At 74.0% G+C, this 16,262-nt stretch carries 15 protein-coding genes; 5 read left to right on the top strand and 10 right to left on the bottom strand.

Annotation, left to right across the window (positions count from 1 at the left end; genetic code table 11):
- Positions 1–14 precede the first annotated feature (14 nt).
- Positions 15–1,106, top strand: coding sequence for a hypothetical protein (locus AC0VX0_RS00245; protein ID WP_396829684.1), 1,092 nt, complete (start codon positions 15–17; stop codon positions 1,104–1,106).
- Between the two features lie 33 nt (positions 1,107–1,139).
- Complete coding sequence (locus tag AC0VX0_RS00240) at positions 1,140–1,688, top strand: NYN domain-containing protein (protein WP_036316538.1); 549 nt, start codon at positions 1,140–1,142, stop codon at positions 1,686–1,688.
- A 22-nt stretch (positions 1,689–1,710) separates the two neighbouring features.
- Here the strand turns inward: AC0VX0_RS00240 and AC0VX0_RS00235 are convergent, their stop codons facing one another.
- Positions 1,711–2,559, bottom strand: a complete 849-nt coding sequence (locus tag AC0VX0_RS00235) for an HAD family hydrolase (protein WP_041103498.1) — start codon at positions 2,557–2,559, stop codon at positions 1,711–1,713.
- A gap of 73 nt (positions 2,560–2,632) precedes the next feature.
- Between AC0VX0_RS00235 and AC0VX0_RS00230 the strand changes: the two genes are divergently transcribed.
- Entirely contained in the window at positions 2,633–3,709 is a 1,077-nt protein-coding gene (locus AC0VX0_RS00230; RefSeq protein WP_041103497.1) for a malate dehydrogenase, read from the top strand.
- Between the two features lie 103 nt (positions 3,710–3,812).
- On the opposite strand, the gene AC0VX0_RS00225 is transcribed toward AC0VX0_RS00230, so the two are convergent.
- A complete protein-coding gene (locus tag AC0VX0_RS00225) occupies positions 3,813–4,733 on the bottom strand; it encodes a carbohydrate kinase family protein (protein WP_010079702.1) in 921 nt (306 codons plus the stop codon).
- Between the two features lie 126 nt (positions 4,734–4,859).
- On the opposite strand from AC0VX0_RS00225, the gene AC0VX0_RS00220 reads away from it, so the two are divergent.
- A complete protein-coding gene (locus tag AC0VX0_RS00220; protein ID WP_163721350.1) occupies positions 4,860–6,197 on the top strand; it encodes a uracil-xanthine permease family protein in 1,338 nt (445 codons plus the stop codon).
- A gap of 168 nt (positions 6,198–6,365) precedes the next feature.
- Here the strand turns inward: AC0VX0_RS00220 and AC0VX0_RS00215 are convergent, their stop codons facing one another.
- The 5 genes from AC0VX0_RS00215 to AC0VX0_RS00195 all read right to left on the bottom strand — a co-directional run bounded on the left by AC0VX0_RS00215 (position 6,366) and on the right by AC0VX0_RS00195 (position 11,733).
- On the bottom strand, positions 6,366–7,757 hold the full coding sequence (locus AC0VX0_RS00215; protein WP_073116382.1) for an aspartate aminotransferase family protein: 1,392 nt from the start codon (positions 7,755–7,757) through the stop codon (positions 6,366–6,368).
- 52 nt (positions 7,758–7,809) lie between these two features.
- Complete coding sequence (locus tag AC0VX0_RS00210; RefSeq protein WP_475451726.1) at positions 7,810–8,718, bottom strand: hypothetical protein; 909 nt, start codon at positions 8,716–8,718, stop codon at positions 7,810–7,812.
- 86 nt (positions 8,719–8,804) lie between these two features.
- Positions 8,805–9,530: a dienelactone hydrolase family protein gene (locus AC0VX0_RS00205; RefSeq protein ID WP_073116387.1), complete on the bottom strand. Its 726-nt coding sequence runs from the start codon at positions 9,528–9,530 to the stop codon at positions 8,805–8,807.
- A 72-nt stretch (positions 9,531–9,602) separates the two neighbouring features.
- Positions 9,603–10,154: a YceI family protein gene (locus tag AC0VX0_RS00200; RefSeq protein WP_073116390.1), complete on the bottom strand. Its 552-nt coding sequence runs from the start codon at positions 10,152–10,154 to the stop codon at positions 9,603–9,605.
- 298 nt (positions 10,155–10,452) lie between these two features.
- Positions 10,453–11,733, bottom strand: a complete 1,281-nt coding sequence (locus AC0VX0_RS00195; RefSeq protein ID WP_073116392.1) for a Glu/Leu/Phe/Val family dehydrogenase — start codon at positions 11,731–11,733, stop codon at positions 10,453–10,455.
- Between the two features lie 344 nt (positions 11,734–12,077).
- On the opposite strand from AC0VX0_RS00195, the gene AC0VX0_RS00190 reads away from it, so the two are divergent.
- Positions 12,078–13,043: an HpcH/HpaI aldolase/citrate lyase family protein gene (locus tag AC0VX0_RS00190; RefSeq protein WP_396829680.1), complete on the top strand. Its 966-nt coding sequence runs from the start codon at positions 12,078–12,080 to the stop codon at positions 13,041–13,043.
- Positions 13,044–13,153: 110 nt separating this feature from the next.
- Here the strand turns inward: AC0VX0_RS00190 and tctA are convergent, their stop codons facing one another.
- The 3 genes from tctA to AC0VX0_RS00175 all read right to left on the bottom strand — a co-directional run bounded on the left by tctA (position 13,154) and on the right by AC0VX0_RS00175 (position 16,227).
- The gene (gene tctA / locus AC0VX0_RS00185) at positions 13,154–14,659 is read right to left on the bottom strand and encodes a tripartite tricarboxylate transporter permease TctA (protein ID WP_069941161.1); all 1,506 of its coding nucleotides are present in this window, start codon (positions 14,657–14,659) and stop codon (positions 13,154–13,156) included.
- A 1-nt stretch (position 14,660) separates the two neighbouring features.
- Positions 14,661–15,140 (bottom strand): tripartite tricarboxylate transporter TctB family protein, encoded by a 480-nt coding sequence (locus tag AC0VX0_RS00180; protein WP_205810708.1) that lies wholly within the window; start codon positions 15,138–15,140, stop codon positions 14,661–14,663.
- Between the two features lie 79 nt (positions 15,141–15,219).
- Positions 15,220–16,227, bottom strand: a complete 1,008-nt coding sequence (locus tag AC0VX0_RS00175; protein ID WP_396829677.1) for a tripartite tricarboxylate transporter substrate binding protein — start codon at positions 16,225–16,227, stop codon at positions 15,220–15,222.
- Positions 16,228–16,262 lie beyond the last annotated feature (35 nt).

Genomic DNA, 16,262 nt, shown 5'->3' with positions numbered 1-16,262 from the left:
CCTCGGAGGTCGCCGTGCCCGCCCCCTCCTCCCACGCTCCCGCCGCCACCCACACCGCCCGGGGCCGCCTGGTCTGGGTGGACGTCGCGCGCGGCCTGGCCCTGGTCGCGATGATGGTCGCCCACACGGCGCCCGCCGGCGGCCCGGGTGGGGTGCTCCACCTCTCCGAGCACCTCACCGCGCCCCTGTTCGCGGCGCTCGTGGGCGTGGGCGCGCGCCTCGAGGTGGAGTGGCTGGGCCGTGGCCGGGCCGTGCCCCGCGCGCTTGTGCGGGCGGCCGCCCTGTTCGGGGCGGCGTGGCTGACCGGGCTCTTCGGGGCGGCCGTCGTGAACGTGCTGGCGCACCTGGCTGTGCTCACGGTGCTCATGGCACTGCTGGCCGCCCTCCCCCTCGCCGCGCACCTCGTGCTCGCCGTCCTGGCCGGCGGAGGCGGCCTCCTGCTCGCCGCCACACCGACGGCCGACGTCGTCGACCGGCTCCTCCCCGCCGCGCAGGCGCTCGGGCTGAGCCGCGCGACGCTGACCCCGTGGGTCTCCGCGTTCCTCACGGACGGCCCGTACCGTCTCCCCCTGTTCCTCGCGTGGGCGCTGCTGGGGGCGGTGCTGGTCGCCACCGTCCACGGCACGACGACGGCGGCCCCGGCCCGGCGCGCACGGCTCACGGGGCTCGCCTGGGCGGCCGGGGGGATCGCGCTGGCCGGCGTCGTGCTCGCCCTGTCCCGGACGCAGACCGGCGCCGCCCCCGTGCCCTCCACGGCGACCCCCGCGGAGGCCCTGCTGGACACGGGCCTCGTGCTGACCGTGCTCGGCGGGTGCGCGGCCCTCGCGCCGCCGCGGGCCGGGCTGCTGGCCGTGCCCGGCGCGATGACGCTGTCCGTGTACGTGGCGCACCTGTGGTACCTCGGCTGGGTGCGGGGGCTCGGACCCGGGCCGTGGCGCAGCGCCACGGGCACGGACGACACGTGGTTCAACCTGGCCGTGCTGGTGGCCGGCGCGCTGCTGCTGCCGCTGCTGTGGCGGGCCGTCGTGCGTATCGGCCCGTTCCGCGCGGGGCCGCTGGAGGGCGTCGTCCGCCTGCTGACGGCCCCGTTCGACCGCGCGCGCTGACCGACGTCCACCCCAGCGGGTAGCCTCGAGAGCGTGAGCGAGCGAACCACCTACCTGCTGATCGACGGCGAGAACATCGACGCCACCCTCGGCACGTCCATCCTGCAGCGGCGCCCCCAGCCCGACGAGCGGCCACGCTGGAAGCGCCTGCTCGGCTACCTCGAGGACCGCTGGGACCAGCCGGTCAAGGGCCTGTTCTTCCTCGCCATCGACGGTGAGATCCCCATCCCGTTCGTCCAGGCGCTCACCGCCCTCGGCTTCCAGCCGATCATGCTGCGGGGCGAGGGCAAGGTCGTGGACATCGGCATCCAGCGCACCGCGGAGGCGCTGCTGGGCCGGGAGGACGACGTCGTCCTCGTCAGCCACGACGCCGACTTCGCCCCCCAGCTCACCGACCTCGCGGCCACGCCGGGCCGACGCACCGGGATCATGGGCTTCGAGGAGTTCCTCTCCCACGAGCTGCGCCGCATCCCCGGGGTCGAGTTCTTCGACCTGGAGCACGCGGTGGGCGCGTTCGACTCGTCCCTGCCGCGCCTGCGCGTGATCGACGTCGAGGCGTTCGACCCGAACGAGTTCCTCTGACCCGCCGGGGGCGGCCCGCGGCTCAGTCCGTGGGCAGCTCCAGCAGGCGTTCGACGGTGGCGGCCACCCCGTCGTCGTCGCACGCCCCGACCACGCCGTCCGCCGCGGCCAGCAGCGACGGGTGGCCCGAGGCCACGGCCAGGCCGAGACCGGCCCACTGGAGCATCTCCAGGTCGTTGGGCATGTCCCCGAACGCGACGACGTCGGCCGGCGCGACCCCCCGGCTCGCGGCGAACTCGGCGAGGGTCGCCGCCTTGTGCACGCCGGGCGCGGACATCTCCACGAGCGCGATGCCGGGCGCGGAGTGCGTGGCGCTCACGAGCTCGTCCAGCTCGGCGCGGGCCGCGGCGAGGAAGGCGTCCGGGGACAGGGTGTCCGAGCGGGCCAGCAGCTTCACCACGCCCAGCCGACCCGGCAGCGCGGCCTCGAGCGTGGCCGCCGCGTGGACCTCGGCCCGGAACTCCGCGCGCTCGGAGAACGCGTGCTCCCAGAAGAAGCCCTCGAGGGTCTCGGCACCGAAGGACACGGTGCGGTCCAGCGCGCGCAGCCGGTCCGTGGCGGTCCACACGGCCTCGACGGGCATGGGGTGGGCGATCAGGACGTCGTCCGTGGCGGTGTCCACGACGACGGCGCCGTTGGAGCAGATCACCGGGCCGACGGGACCCAGCTGCGCGCTCAGCGGGCCGAGCCAGCGGAGGGGACGGCCGGTCACGAACACCACCTCGACGCCGGCGTCGTGGGCCTCGCGCAGCGCCGCGATGGTGCGCGGGCTCAGGCGCCCCGACCGCGTGTGCCGGTACCCGATGATGGTGCCGTCCAGGTCCGTCGCGATCATCCGCGGACGGCGCGAGGGCAGGGGCAGGGCGGGCATGCGCCCAGTCTAGGCCGGGGCCGTGCGGCGGGCCGGGGTGTCCTCCGCGGGCGAGCGGGGGCACGATGGGGGCGTGGACACCGCACAGCAGACCACCGCACAGGACACCGCCCCGGACCCCGCGTCGACGACGCCCCGCACGGTCACCGTCACCGGCGCCGCCGGCAACATCGGCTACGCGCTGCTCTTCCGCATCGCCGCCGGCGGGATGCTCGGCCCGGACACCCCGGTCCGGCTGCGCCTGCTCGAGATCCCGGCCGCCCTGGGCGCCGCGGAGGGCACCGCCATGGAGCTCGCCGACGCGGCCTTCCCGCTGCTGGCCGACGTGGAGGTCACGGAGGACCCGGCCCGCGCCTTCGACGGGGTGCAGCACGCGCTGCTCGTCGGCGCACGGCCGCGCACGAAGGGCATGGAGCGCGGCGACCTGCTCGAGGCGAACGGCGGGATCTTCGGGCCGCAGGGCCGGGCGATCAACGACCACGCGGCGCAGGACGTGCGGGTCGTCGTCGTCGGGAACCCGGCCAACACCAACGCGCTGATCGCCGCCGCGCACGCCCCGGACGTGCCGGCCGAGCGCTTCACGGCGCTGACCCGGCTGGACCACAACCGGGCCGTGGCGCAGCTGGCGGCGCGGGCCGGCGTCGCGGTGACGGACGTGTCCGGCGTGACGATCTGGGGCAACCACTCCGCCACCCAGTTCCCGGACCTCACCCACGCCCGCGTGCGGGTGGACGGGACGTGGCGGCCGGCGCTCGAGGTGGTGGACCCGGTGTGGGCGAGCGAGGAGTTCGTGCCGCGCGTGGCGAGGCGGGGCGCGGAGATCATCGAGGTGCGCGGGGCGAGCTCGGCGGCGTCGGCGGCGTCCGCGGCGATCGATCACATGCGCGACTGGACCCTCGGCACCGGTGTGGACGCGGACGGTGCGCCGCGCCGGACGTCGGCCGCGGTGGTCTCGGACGGCTCCTACGGGGTGCCGGAGGGGCTGATCAGCTCGTTCCCCGTGACCTCCGACGGCGGCACCGCGTGGCGGATCGTGCCGGGGCTGGAGCCGGACGAGTCCGTGCTGCCGGGTGAGGGCGGGCGGCTGGCCGCGACCGTCGCCGAGCTGGAGGCCGAGCGCGACGCCGTGCGAGGGCTGGGCCTGCTCTGAGGCGGCCGGGATCGTCTGCGTCTCTGACCCTTCTGGGGGCGTCCCCGCCCGCCGGAAGGGTCGGATGCGCAACAGATTCGTGCGGGGACGGGAGGGCGTGGGGTCAGTCCGCCAGCTCGGCCCGCGTGGGCGGGTCCGCCCCCGGGCGGGAGGCCGTGATCGCCGACGCGCGGGAGGCGTAGATCAGCACCGACTCGACGTCGGCCGGGTCCATCGCGTGCAGGCGGCCGCGGTTCGCGGCGCCGAGCAGGGAGCGGTCGTCGAGGGCGGCGAGCAGGGCGGCGGTGAACGAGTCGCCGGCGCCCACGGTGTCCGCGACGTCCACGGGCACGATCGGGCGCTCCACCACGCCGTGCGCGGTGACGGCCACGATGTCCTCGGCGCCGCGGGTCATCACCACGAACGCCGGGCCCATCTGCTGCCACGCCTGCAGCGACTCGCGCAGCGGGCGGTCCGGGTACAGCCACGCGATGTCCTCGTCCGAGGCGTGCACCACGTCCGCCAGCCGCACGGACTCCTCCGCGCGGGCGCGGGCGAACGCCCGGTCCGGCACGATCGTGGGCCGCACGTTGGGGTCGTAGCTGATGGTCGTGACCGCGGAGATCCGCTCGAGCAGGGCCATCACCTCGGCGTCGCCGGGGGCGAGCATGGTGGCGATGGAGCCGGCATGCATGTGGTGCAGCGGGCCGCCGGCGGCGTCGTCGAAGTCCCGGGCGAGCGCGGCGGCGGGCGGCAGCGTCCAGTCCAGCTCGAACTCATAGCTGGCGGCGCCCGTGGGGTCCAGGCGGGCGGTGGCCACGGAGGTGGCGGCGGCATCCGGCTCGAGCAGGCAGCGCACGCCGTTCTCCCGCAGATGCGAGGCGATCATGTCCCCGTGCGCATCGCGGCCGAGGCGGCCGGCGAACAGGACGGGCCGCTCCAGCCGACTCAGGCCCACGGCCACGTTCAGGGGGCTGCCCCCGACGTGCACGCGGGGGGTCGCGGTGTCCGAGACCACGACGTCGACGAGCGCCTCTCCGATCACACCACAGTACTGAGCCACGCGCCCCACGGTACCCTAATCACCGGCGCGGAACCGGGGCTGTGCTCAGGCTTCCAGGCCCCCGAGAAACGCCCGACACCCCCATCCCCGACCCCTCGGCAGGCGGCCATGTCCCCCACCCCCACCCGGCCCTCACGCGGCCCCGGCTGGCGCCTCCACGGCGACGGCCGCACCATCACCCCGGGCACCGTCGTCGCCCCGGACGAGCGGCTGAGCTGGCCCCGGACCGTGGGCATCGGCGTGCAGCACGTGATGGCCATGTTCGGCGCCACCGTGCTCGTGCCCGCCCTGACCGGCATGCCCGCGACGACGGCGCTGCTCTTCTCCGGCCTGGGCACCCTGCTCTTCCTGGTCATCACGGGCAACCGCCTGCCCTCGTACCTGGGCAGCTCGTTCGCGTTCATCGCACCCCTGACGGCCGCCGCCACGATCGGCGGCACGGGGGCCGCGCTCGGCGGCATCCTCGTGACGGGCCTGCTGCTCACGGTGATCGGCGCGATCGTGCACCGCGCCGGCACCGGGTGGATCCACGCGCTCATGCCGCCGGCGGTGATGGGCACGATCGTGGCCCTGATCGGCCTCAACCTCGCCGGCGCCACGACGACGGCCATGCAGGAGGTGCCCGTCACCACGTTCGGCACGGCCCTGGCGGTGGTGCTCACGGCCGTGACGTTCCGGGGGCTCCTGGGCCGCCTGTCCATCCTCGTGGGCATCGTGGTGGGCTACGTGCTGGCCCTCGCGCAGGGCCAGGTGGACTTCGCCGCCGTCCGGGAGGCCGCCTGGATCGGGCTGCCGCCCTTCCATGGCCCGGAGCTGCGCTGGGACCTGCTGCCCCTGTTCCTGCCCGTCGTGCTCGTGCTGGTCGCGGAGAACATCGGCCATGTCAGGACCGTCGGGCTGATGACCAAGCGCGACCTGGACCCGCTCACCGGCCGTGCCCTGATCGCGGACGGCCTGTCCACCGTGCTCTCCGGCGCGGGCGGCGGCGTCGGCACCACCACGTATGCGGAGAACATCGGCGTGATGGCCAGCTCGCGCGTCTACTCGACGGCGGCGTACTGGGTGGCCGGCCTCACCGCGATCGCCCTCGCGTTCCTGCCGAAGTTCGGGGCCGCCGTCGCCACCATCCCGGCCGGGGTGGCCGGCGGCGCGGGCATCATCCTCTACGGGATGATCGGCATGATGGGCGTGCGCATCTGGGTGCAGAACCGCGTGGACTTCTCCAACACCGTGAACCTCATGACGGCGGGTGCGGGCCTGATCATCGCGATCGCCGACCCCCAGCTCGTGGTCGGCGGGCTCGTGTTCGGCGGCATCACGCTCGGCACGGTCGCCGCCCTGGTGGTGTACCACCTCATGACGGCGATCGCCCGCGCCCGCGGCACCGAGCCGGTGCCCGAGGACGAGGAGCAGTTCGAGGCCTCGGAGGCCGGCCGGCTCGGCTGACCCCGGCCCCGGGCGCCCCGCCTCGCGCATCCCCGCGCCCCGCACACTTTCGGTCGTGAGATAGGGCCAATCTCACGACCGAAAGCGCTGAGAACCCCCCTTTCACGTTCGAAAACGCGGGGTGGGCGGACTGGGGCGGGGCCGGGCGGGGCTGGGGGGCGGGTCCCGTCAGCCGGCCGCGACCTCCTCGTCGGCGAGGGCGAGGACCTGGTCGAGCACGTCGAGGCCGAAGCGCAGGTCCTCGTCCGAGATGTTCAGCGGCGGGCACAGGTGGAACCGGTTCTCGGCCATGAACAGCAGCAGCCCGCGGTCCTTCGCCTCGGCCATCATCCGCCCCATCACGGGCGCGACCTGACCGAGCGGGGCCAGCCGCTCTCGGGTCTGCCGGTCCTTCACCAGCTCGACGGCCCAGAACGCGCCGGCGCCGCGCACGTCGCCCACGCTCGGATGGGCCGCGGCGATCTCGGCCAGGCGCGGCCCGATGACCTCCTCGCCGATGCGCTTCGCATGGGCGACCATGCCCTCCTCCTCCATCGCGGTGATCGCGGCGACGGCGGCCGCGCACGCGAGGGGGTGGCCCGAGTAGGTCAGGCCGCCGGGGTAGGGCGTGGTCGCGAAGCTCTCGTAGACGTCGTCGCTCATGGCGACGCCGCCCAACGGCACGTACCCGGAGTTGACCCCCTTGGCGAACGTGACGATGTCCGGGGTGACGCCCGTGAGCTGGTGGCCGAACCACTCGCCCACGCGGCCGAAGCCGACCATGACCTCGTCGATGATCAGCAGGATCCCGTGCTCGCGGCACAGCTCCCCGACGCCGGCCATGTAGCCCGGTGGCGGCAGGAAGATGCCCGCAGTGCCGGGGACGGCCTCGAGGATCACGGCGGCCACGGTGGAGGGGCCCTCGAGCTCGATCACGTCGCGCAGGTGGGCCAGCGCGCGCTCGGCCTCCTGCTCGTCGCTCTCCGAGCCGAACGCGGAGCGGTACGTGTACGCCGGCTGGAAGTGCACGACGCCGTCGGAGGCCGAGTCCGATCCCACGCGTCGCAGGGAGCCGGTCAGGTTCGCCGTCAGGCGCGTGGCGCCGTGGTACGAGAGGTACGCGGAGAGCACCTTGTGCCGGCCCGTGTGCAGGCGTGCCATCCGCACCGCGTGCTCGTTGGCCTCCGCGCCCGCGTTCGTGAAGAACACGTGGTTGATGGACTCCGGCAGCCGCTCCGTGATCAGCCGGGCCGCCTCGGACCGGGCGTCGTTGACGTGCTGCGGGGCCACGGTGGCGAGCGTCTCGGCCTGCTCCCGGATCGCGGCCACGACCTTCGGGTGGCGGTGGCCGACGTTCGTGAAGACGAGCTGCCCGCTGAAGTCGACCATGGGCCGACCCTCGCCGTCCCACACCCACGACCCCTCGGCGTCGAGGATGGTCATGGGTGTCAGGTCGCGCTGCGCGCTCCACGAGTGGAACACGTGCGCGCGGTCGAGCTCGTGGGCGCGGCGGCCGCGCTCGATGGCCTCGTCGCTGATCCGGGGGTCCCGTCGGCCGACGTGCTGCTGATGCTCGGACATGCGCCCTCCTTGAGTGTGATGCGGCTCATTCCGAGCATAGGCGCGCCCGCCCTCAGCGCGAGCTGGCGCCCCGCCGCCCGCGCGCCACCCCCACGAACGCCTGCACGAGCTCCGAGTCGGCCGCCTTGAGCCAGGCCAGGGCGACGTCCCAGCCGGGGTGGCGGGCGTCGTCGTCGCCGTGGCGCGCGGGATCCGGCCCGTCGACGACGACGGCGGCGCCCGCCTCCGCCTCGGCCCGCGCCTGCTCGTCCACGAGCGCGGACCGCGTGGCAGCGGCCTCGCGGTCGGCGCGGGACAGGCCCACGGTGTCGTCGAGGGTGGAGGCCAGCGGCAGCACGATCACGTCCTTGCGGCCGAACATGCGGGCCACGGACATCGGCAGCACGACGTGGCCGGCGCCGGACGCGGCGATCTCCAGGGCCATCCGCTCGCCCGCGCCGGGCGGCTCGGCGGCGTCCATCGGCTCTGCGCTGGGGGCCGGGGCGAAGCGGGCGGGATCCAGCTCCTCGTCCGGGTCGAGCTCGGCGGGCGGCACGGGGCCGTCCGCGTCCACGTCCCACGCGGCGAGCAGGTGGTCCCTGCCCACGCACATCACCGGCAGCTCGGAGTACACGCCCACGAGGTGCACGTGCCGCGGCTCGACGCCGCCGGCGCGGAGGAACTCCTCGGCGGACACGTCGCGTCGGCGCCGCACGTAGCCCAGCTGCGGCAGGAAGTGGCGGGGCTGACCGGCGTCGTCGTGGGCGAGGTGGGCCAGCTGGGCGGCGTCGTCGTGGTTGACGAGCTGCACCGTGCGCTGGCGCGTGGTGAACCGCTCCACCCACGTGGACGGCGTGGCCCCGGGGATGGTGGCCAGGAAGAGGGTCTCGGGCGGGACGGGCAGGTTGGCCGGCGGCGCGGGCGCGGGACGACGCCGGCCCTCACCCCCGGCACGGCCCGCGGGCTTCACGCCCTTGGCCACGCCGCGCCCGCCGCCGAAGCGGGTGGACCGGGCGGGGCCGCCCCTGCTCGCGCGGGACTTCCCACCCCGGCCGCCACGGGAGCCGCTCAGCGGACCTTCTCCTTCAGGAAGGAGACCGCGCGATCCCAGGCGAGGGCCGCGGCCTCGGGCCGGTAGTTGCCCTGGGGGTTCTCGTCGTTGTGGAAGGCGTGCGGGGCGTCGTAGTAGAAGTACGTGACGTCGGCCCCGGACTCCTCACGGATCTGCTGCTCCTGCCGCCGCGCGTCCTCGACGGGGAAGGAATCGTCCTGCTCGGCGTAGTGGCCCTGGACGGCGGCGGTGACGCCGGAGAAGTCGCCGGGCACGCCCTGGCCCACGCCGTAGAAGGGCACGGCGGCGGAGACCCTGTCGCCCTGCTGGGCCGCGAGGGCGAGCACGAAGCCGCCGCCCATGCAGAAGCCGATCGCCCCCACGGTCTGCGAGGTCACCTCGTCCCGGGCGAGCAGCCAGTCGACGGCGCCGGCCAGCTGGCGGGCGCCCTCCTCGGCGGGCAGGTTCTGCATCATCTCGCCGGCCTCGTCGCCGTCGTGGGCGATCCAGCCGCCGTAGAGGTCGGGGGCGAGCGCGACGAAGCCGAGGTCGGCGAGGCGGTCGCACACATCCTTGATGTGGTCCACCAGGCCCCACCACTCCTGGATCACGATCACGCCGGGGCCCTTCCCGGAGGCGGGCAGCGCGAGGTAGCCGTGGCCCGTCCGGTCGCCGTCCTGGCCGGCGTCCTTGGTGGGCAGGTCGAACGTGACGTTCTGGTGCGGGGTCTTCGAAGCCATCATGGGCCCCACCCTACGAGCAGACCGGGCCCCTCATCGAGGGACCCGGTCTCGACGCGCGAGGTCGACTCAGGCTCAGGCCTGGGCGTCGGCCTCGGGCAGCACGAAGGCGGCGCCGATCTCGAGCTTCACCTTGTCCGAGACCAGGAGGCCGCCGGCCTCGGTGGCCGCGTTCCAGGTCAGGCCGAAGTCCTTGCGGGAGATCTCGCCCGTGGCCTCGAAGCCCACGCGGGTCACGCCGAAGGGATCCTTGTCCTGGCCGCCGAACTCAGCCTCGAGCTCCACGGTCTGGGTGACGCCGTGCAGCGTCAGCTCGCCGACCAGGGTGAACTCCTCGGGCTCGCCGCGGACCTCGGTGGAGCGGAAGGTCATGGTGGGGAACTGCTCCACGTCGAAGAAATCGGCGGAGCGCAGGTGGGCGTCGCGGCCCTCGTTCTTGGTGCTGATGGAGGCGACGTCGACGGTCACCTCGACGGAGGACTGGGTGAACTGCTCGGCGATGACGAGCTGGCCCTCCACGGCGTGGAAGGTGCCGCGGACCTTGGAGATGCCGGCGTGGCGGACGACGAAGTCGACGTCCGAGTGCGCGGGGTCCAGGTTCCAGGTTCCGGGGGTGATGGCGTGCATGGGGTGCTCCTTCTGAAGCGGGTCTGTCTGGTGTGTCCGGGGTGGGCCGTCGCGGGGGCGATGGCTCCTGGGCCTCCGAACTTGTTTCAAATTCAAACATCATCCGGGCAGGCCGTCCACGCCTGATCGTCAAAATTCGAAATAGAGACGGACGTCACGGTCCGGGGGCACATCAGGGACGAGTCCGCCCACGACGATGGCCCGGAACCTCCGGGGGTTCCGGGCCGTCGGCCCGCGGGCGGGCAGCGGGGCCGCGCTCGGGCGGCCGGACGGGGTCAGGCGGCGGGGCCGCCCCCCGTCACGGGTAGAGGCCGCGGGTGCGGTGGGCCTCGGCCACGCGCTGGACGGCGGTCAGGGTGGCGGCCTCGCGCAGGCTCACGCGGCGGCTCTCGGAGGTGGCCAGCACGGCCTGCCACGCGGCGACCATGCGCCGCTTCAGGCGCTCGTCCACCTCCTCGCGGCTCCACCAGTAGGCCTGGTTCGCCTGGACCCACTCGAAGTAGGAGACGATCACGCCGCCGGCGTTGGCCAGGATGTCCGGGACGACCAGGACGCCCTTCTCGGAGAGGATGCGGTCGGCCTCGCCCGTGGTGGGGCCGTTGGCGCCCTCCACGACCAGCCGGGCGCGCACGCGCGGGGCGTTGTCCTCGGTCAGCACGGACTGCACGGCGGCCGGGACCACGAGGTCCACGTCCATCTCGAGCAGCTCGTCCGCGTCCATGGGCGCGGTGCCGGGGGTGTCCTTCACGGAGCCGGTGTCCCAGAGCTGCCTCTGCAGGGCGTCGTAGTGCAGGCCCTCGTCGTCGCGCACGGCGCCGTACTGGTCGGACACGGCCACGACCTTCACGCCGGCCGCCTCGAGCAGCTCGACCGTGCCGGCGCCGACCTTGCCGAAGCCCTGGACCGCCGCCGTCGCCTGCGACGGCTCGATGCCGAGGTGCTCGAGCGCGGCGAGCGCCACGTGGACCACGCCCGCCGAGGTGGCGGAGGCGCGGCCCAGCGAGCCGCCGAGCGAGACGGGCTTGCCGGTGACCACGCCGAGCGTGGTGTGGCCGACGTTCACCGAGTAGGTGTCCATCATCCAGGCCATGGTCTGCTCGTCCGTGCCCACGTCCGGGGCGGGGATGTCCACCTCGGGGCCGATGATCGGCTGGATCTCGGAGGTGTAGCGGCGGGTGACGCGCTCGAGCTCGGCCTTCGAGTACTGGCGGGGGTCGATGGCCACCCCGCCCTTGGCGCCGCCATAGGGCACGTCCAACAGGGCGCACTTCCAGGTCATCCACATGGCCAGCGCGCGGACCTCGTCCAGGTCCACGTCCTGACTGAAGCGCACGCCGCCCTTGGCCGGGCCGCGGGAGAAGTTGTGCTGCACGCGGTAGCCGCGGAGCACCTCGGTGGAGCCGTCGTCGCGGCGCAGGGGGATGGAGACGGCCATCTCGCGGCGGGGGGCGGCGAGCATCTGGTGCAGGCCCTCGTCGTAGCCGAGCGTCTTCACGGCGGCGGAGAGCTGGGCCAGGGCGTTGTCGAGCGGGGAGGACGGGGCCGTCACGGCCTCGTCCTCGGCGGGGATCCTCGTCATTGAGCGTCCTCGTGGTCCGGTGGGCAGGGATGTGTCGCGGCCCGACCGACGCGCGGAGGGCCGCGCCCCATTGCGCGGCCGACGTCGTCCGGACCCCGATGAACGCTACGCGCTCCCCCCGCACCCGTCACCCCTTCTGAGCCGAGATCCACGCCCACCCGGGTGACGTCGGACACGGTGGCGTGTACTGTGCTGTGGACGCGCCGCACACCCGCGGCGCCCTTCGGCGTCGAACCGACGCCGCTCGCTCAGGGCCCACCTGGTCCGGCCCCCGGCCGTCCGCCGCGCGAGGCACCCCGCCCGCGACGTCGGCCCGACGCCCCAGCCCCGTGAAGGAGCCCCTCATGACCGTGACCCTGCCCGCCGCGATCACCCCCTCCCCCGCGTTCCAGCCCGTGCCCGGCCAGCGCATCGACCCGGAGCTCGCCCGCTCCTGGCTGCTGGTCAACGCCGCCCAGCCCGAACGGTTCCAGCCCGCCGAGGACTCGGCCGCGGACATCGTCATCCTCGACATCGAGGACGCCGTGGCCCCCAAGGACAAGGACCAGGCCCGCGGGGACGCCGTCGCCTGGCTGACCTCCGGGCACACCGGCTGGGTGCGGCTCAACGGCTACGGCTCGCGGTGGTGGGAGCAGGACGTCGAGGCGCTCGCCGCGGCCCTGCCCGCGCACCTGGGCGGGCCGGTCGCCGAGGGCGGCCTGGCCGGCGTCGTGCTGGCGATGGTGGAGTCCACGGACCACGTGAACGAGACCGCCCGGCGGCTGCCCGGCGTGCCCGTCGTGGCGCTCGTGGAGACGGCGCGCGGGCTGCAGCGGATCGACTCGATCGCCGCCGCGAAGGGCACGTTCCGGCTGGCGTTCGGGATCGGCGACTTCCGCCGCGACACCGGCCTGGGCGAGTCGCCGATGGCGCTGGCGTACACGCGGTCCCAGTTCACGATCGCGGCGCGGGCCACGGGGCTGCCGGGCGCGATCGACGGGCCGACCGTGGGCTCCACCGGCGTGAAGCTCGCCGAGGCGACGGCGGTGACCGCGGAGTTCGGCATGACCGGCAAGCTGTGCCTCGCGCCGGAGCAGTGCGCGGCCGTGAACGAGGGGCTCAGCCCGTCCCAGGAGGAGCTGGCGTGGGCCCACGAGTTCCTCGCGGACTTCGAGGCCGACGGCGGCGAGATCCGCAACGGCTCCGACCTGCCCCGCAAGGCGCGCGCGGAGAAGATCCTCGGGCTGGCCACCGCGTTCGGGGTGCACTCCACGCGGTACCCGGACCAGGACAACGCGATCACGGCGCCGTCGGACACGTACCACTACTGAGCGGGCCGCCGCCCACCAGAAACGCGGGTTGAGTTGTCACGGGTGCGGAGGCCGCACACCGGTGACAACTCAACCCGCGTTGCCTCGGGGGACGTGGATCCCTCCTCCGCTCACACGTCCTGGCGCGTCCGGCGCACGACGGCGGCCCGCACGGAGAACGCCACCACGAGCACGAGGATCCCGTAGATCACCCACGTGATGGGGGTGGAGACGAGCACGGCCGGGTCGCCCACCGAGCTGAGCAGGGCGTCGCGCAGGCTGGTCTCCGCGAGCGGGCCGAGCACCATGCCGATCATCAGCGGCGCCAGCGGGTAGCCGTACCGCCGCATCAGGAAGCCCAGCACGCCGATCCCCAGGAGCATCAGCAGGTCGAACACCGCGCCCGTGGTGGCGTAGATGCCCAGCCCGCAGAACAGCGTGATCCCCGCATAGAGGTAGTGCTTCGGGATGAGCAGGAGCTTGGCCCACAGCTGCGCGAACGGCAGGTTGATCGCCAGCAGCACGATCATCGCGATGAAGAAGCTCGCCAGCAGCGCCCACACGAGGTCCGGGCTGCGGTCGAACAGCAGGGGGCCGGGCTGCAGCCCGTACTGGCGGAACGCCGCCAGCATGATGGCCGCCGTCGCGGAGACGGGCAGGCCGAGCGTGAGCAGGGCACCCATCGCCATGCCGGTGGTCGAGTTGCCCGCGGCCTCCGGGGCCGCCAGCCCGCGGATCGCGCCGCGGCCGAACTGCGGATGCGCCCGGCGCCGGTCCAGGCGCCGCTCGGCCGAGTACGCCAGGAACGTCGGCACCTCGGAGCCGCCCACCGGCACGATGCCGAACGGCAGGCCGATCGCCGTGCCGCGCAGCCACGCTGGGGCGGCCTCGCGGAACTCGGCGCCCGACAGCCACGGCCGGCCGGTGCGGCGGATGCGCAGGTCCTCGTGCTCGCGGCGCACCCGGGAGGCCACGTGGAACACCTCGCCGAGCGCGAGGATCGCCACCGTGACGGTCACGAGCGGGATGCCGTCGAACAGCTGCGGGGAGCCCATCGTGAAGCGCTCGGCGCCGGTCACCGCATCGATCCCGACGACGGCGATGCCCAGTCCCAGCACCAGGGAGGCCAGGCCGCGCAGCACCGAGTCCGCGACCACCGAGGAGGTGGCCACGAACGCGAAGAGCGCGAGCGCGAAGTACTCCGCGGGCCCGAAGCTCGTGGAGAACTCCGCCAGGACGGGGGCGAGGAACACGACGCACACCGAGGCCACCATGCCGCCGATGAAGGCGCCGAGCGCCGCCGTCGCCAGGGCCTGGGCCGCCCGGCCGTCCTGGGCCATGCGGTGGCCCTCGAACGTGGAGGCGATGGCCGAGGCCTGGCCGGGGGTGTTCATGAGGATGGCCATGGTGGAGTCGCCGAAGAGGCCGCCGAAGTACACGCCGGAGAACATGATGAACGCGGCGGTGGGCTCGAGGGCGAAGGTCATGGGCAGCAGCAGGGCCACGGCCATCGAGGAGCCCAGTCCAGGCATCACGCCGACCGCGGTGCCGAGCAGACAGCCCAGCACCACCCAGAGCAGGTTCATGGGGGTGAGGGCTCCGGCGAAGCCCTCCATGAGGAGTCCGAGGGTCTCCATGTCAGAAGCCACCTCCCAGGATGCCCGAGGGCAGGGTCAGGCCCAGGGCCACCGCGAAGCCGAGGTAGGCCAGCGAGGAGACGAACAGGGCGACGAGGATGTCGAACACGGGGTGCGGGGCGCCGAACGCGCGGGTGACGCACCAGAACAGCAGCGCCCCGGCGAGGATCCACCCCAGCCAGGGCAGCAGGACGGCGAACGCGAGGAAGCCGAGGAAGCACCAGGCCAGCGCGCCGAAGTCCGAGTGGAACAGGGTCAGCGGACCGGCCGCCTGGCCGACCTCGCCGTCCGCGTCGGCCTGACCCTCGGGGGACTGGCGCACGCGCACGACCTCCACCGCGAGCGCGGCGGCGATCACGAGGCCCGCGACCGCGAGGATCAGCGGGAAGAAGTCCGGGCCGGGGAAGTCGGCGCCCTCGGTGTCCATGGCCAGGGATCCCAGCAGCAGGTAGAGGCTGAACGCGGCCAGCACGGCCGGCATGACGAGCGCGGAGAGCCCGGCGGCGCGCCCCCAGCGGGAGGGGGCGTCGGCGGCGGGGGGGGGACGGTGGACGCGTGGCTCACTTGATCTCTCCCGTCAGCGTGCCGATGCGCTCCTTCTCGGCGGCGATGAACTCCTCGAGTTCGGCGCCGGAGAGGGGCACGGGGTTCCAGTAGTTGCGCTGCACCGCTTCCTTCCACTCGGGGGTGTCGACCGCCTCGGCGATGAGGGCCTCGAGCTCGGTGCGCTCCTCCGCGGAGACGCCCGGGGGCACGAACAGGGCGCGCCAGTTGGTGAGCGTGACGTCGTAGCCCTGGGAGCGCAGGGTCGGGATCTCCTCGACGCCGGCCAGCGGCTCGGCCGCCACCACGCCGAGGGCGCGCAGTCGGCCGGCCTCGACCTGCGGGTAGATGTCCGCGAAGCCGCCGGCGGAGGCCTGGGCGGTGCCGTTGAGCAGGGCCTGGATGGCCTCACCGCCGCCGTCGGACGGGATGTAGGTGGTGTCCGCGACCGGCACGTCGGCCGTGCGGGCGATGTCCGCCATGACGAGCTGGTCGAAGGAGCCGCCGCCGGTCCACGCCACGTGGGCGGGATCGGCGCGCCAGGCGGTCACCAGGTCGTCCATGCTCTGGTACGGCGAGTCCGTCGGGACCACCACGAGGCTGTACTCCTCGACGACGCGGCTGACCGCGGTGACCTGGGAGAGCTCGGGGCCGGTGCCACGGGCCGCGTGGGCGGCGATCTGGCCGGTGCCGCCCACCATGAGGTTGTTCGCGTCCTCGAGCGTGGTCAGCTGACCGAGGGCGATGTTGCCGCCGGCGCCGGGGATGTTGACCACCTGGACGTTGTTCACGAGCCCGTTGACGCGCATGGTCTGCTGCAGCTCGCGCTGGAACGAGTCCCAGCCGCCGCCGGCGGCCGCGGGGGCGATGAGGGTCAGGTTGGTGCGGATGTCGTTGCCTCCCGAAGCCGAGCGGATGGAGAAGGCGGAGGCCGCGAGCACGGTGAGCACCGCGATCACGCTGAAGACGATCCGGCCGATCCCCGTGCGTCGGCGCGGGGGGCCGTCGGGGGAGGTGGAGGGCATGGCGGTTCCTAACAGAGACACCCCGCCGCCAGGGA

The organism is Micrococcus sp. iso_26 (assembly GCF_056172975.1).
This window is presented reverse-complemented; position numbering and strand designations above follow the sequence as displayed.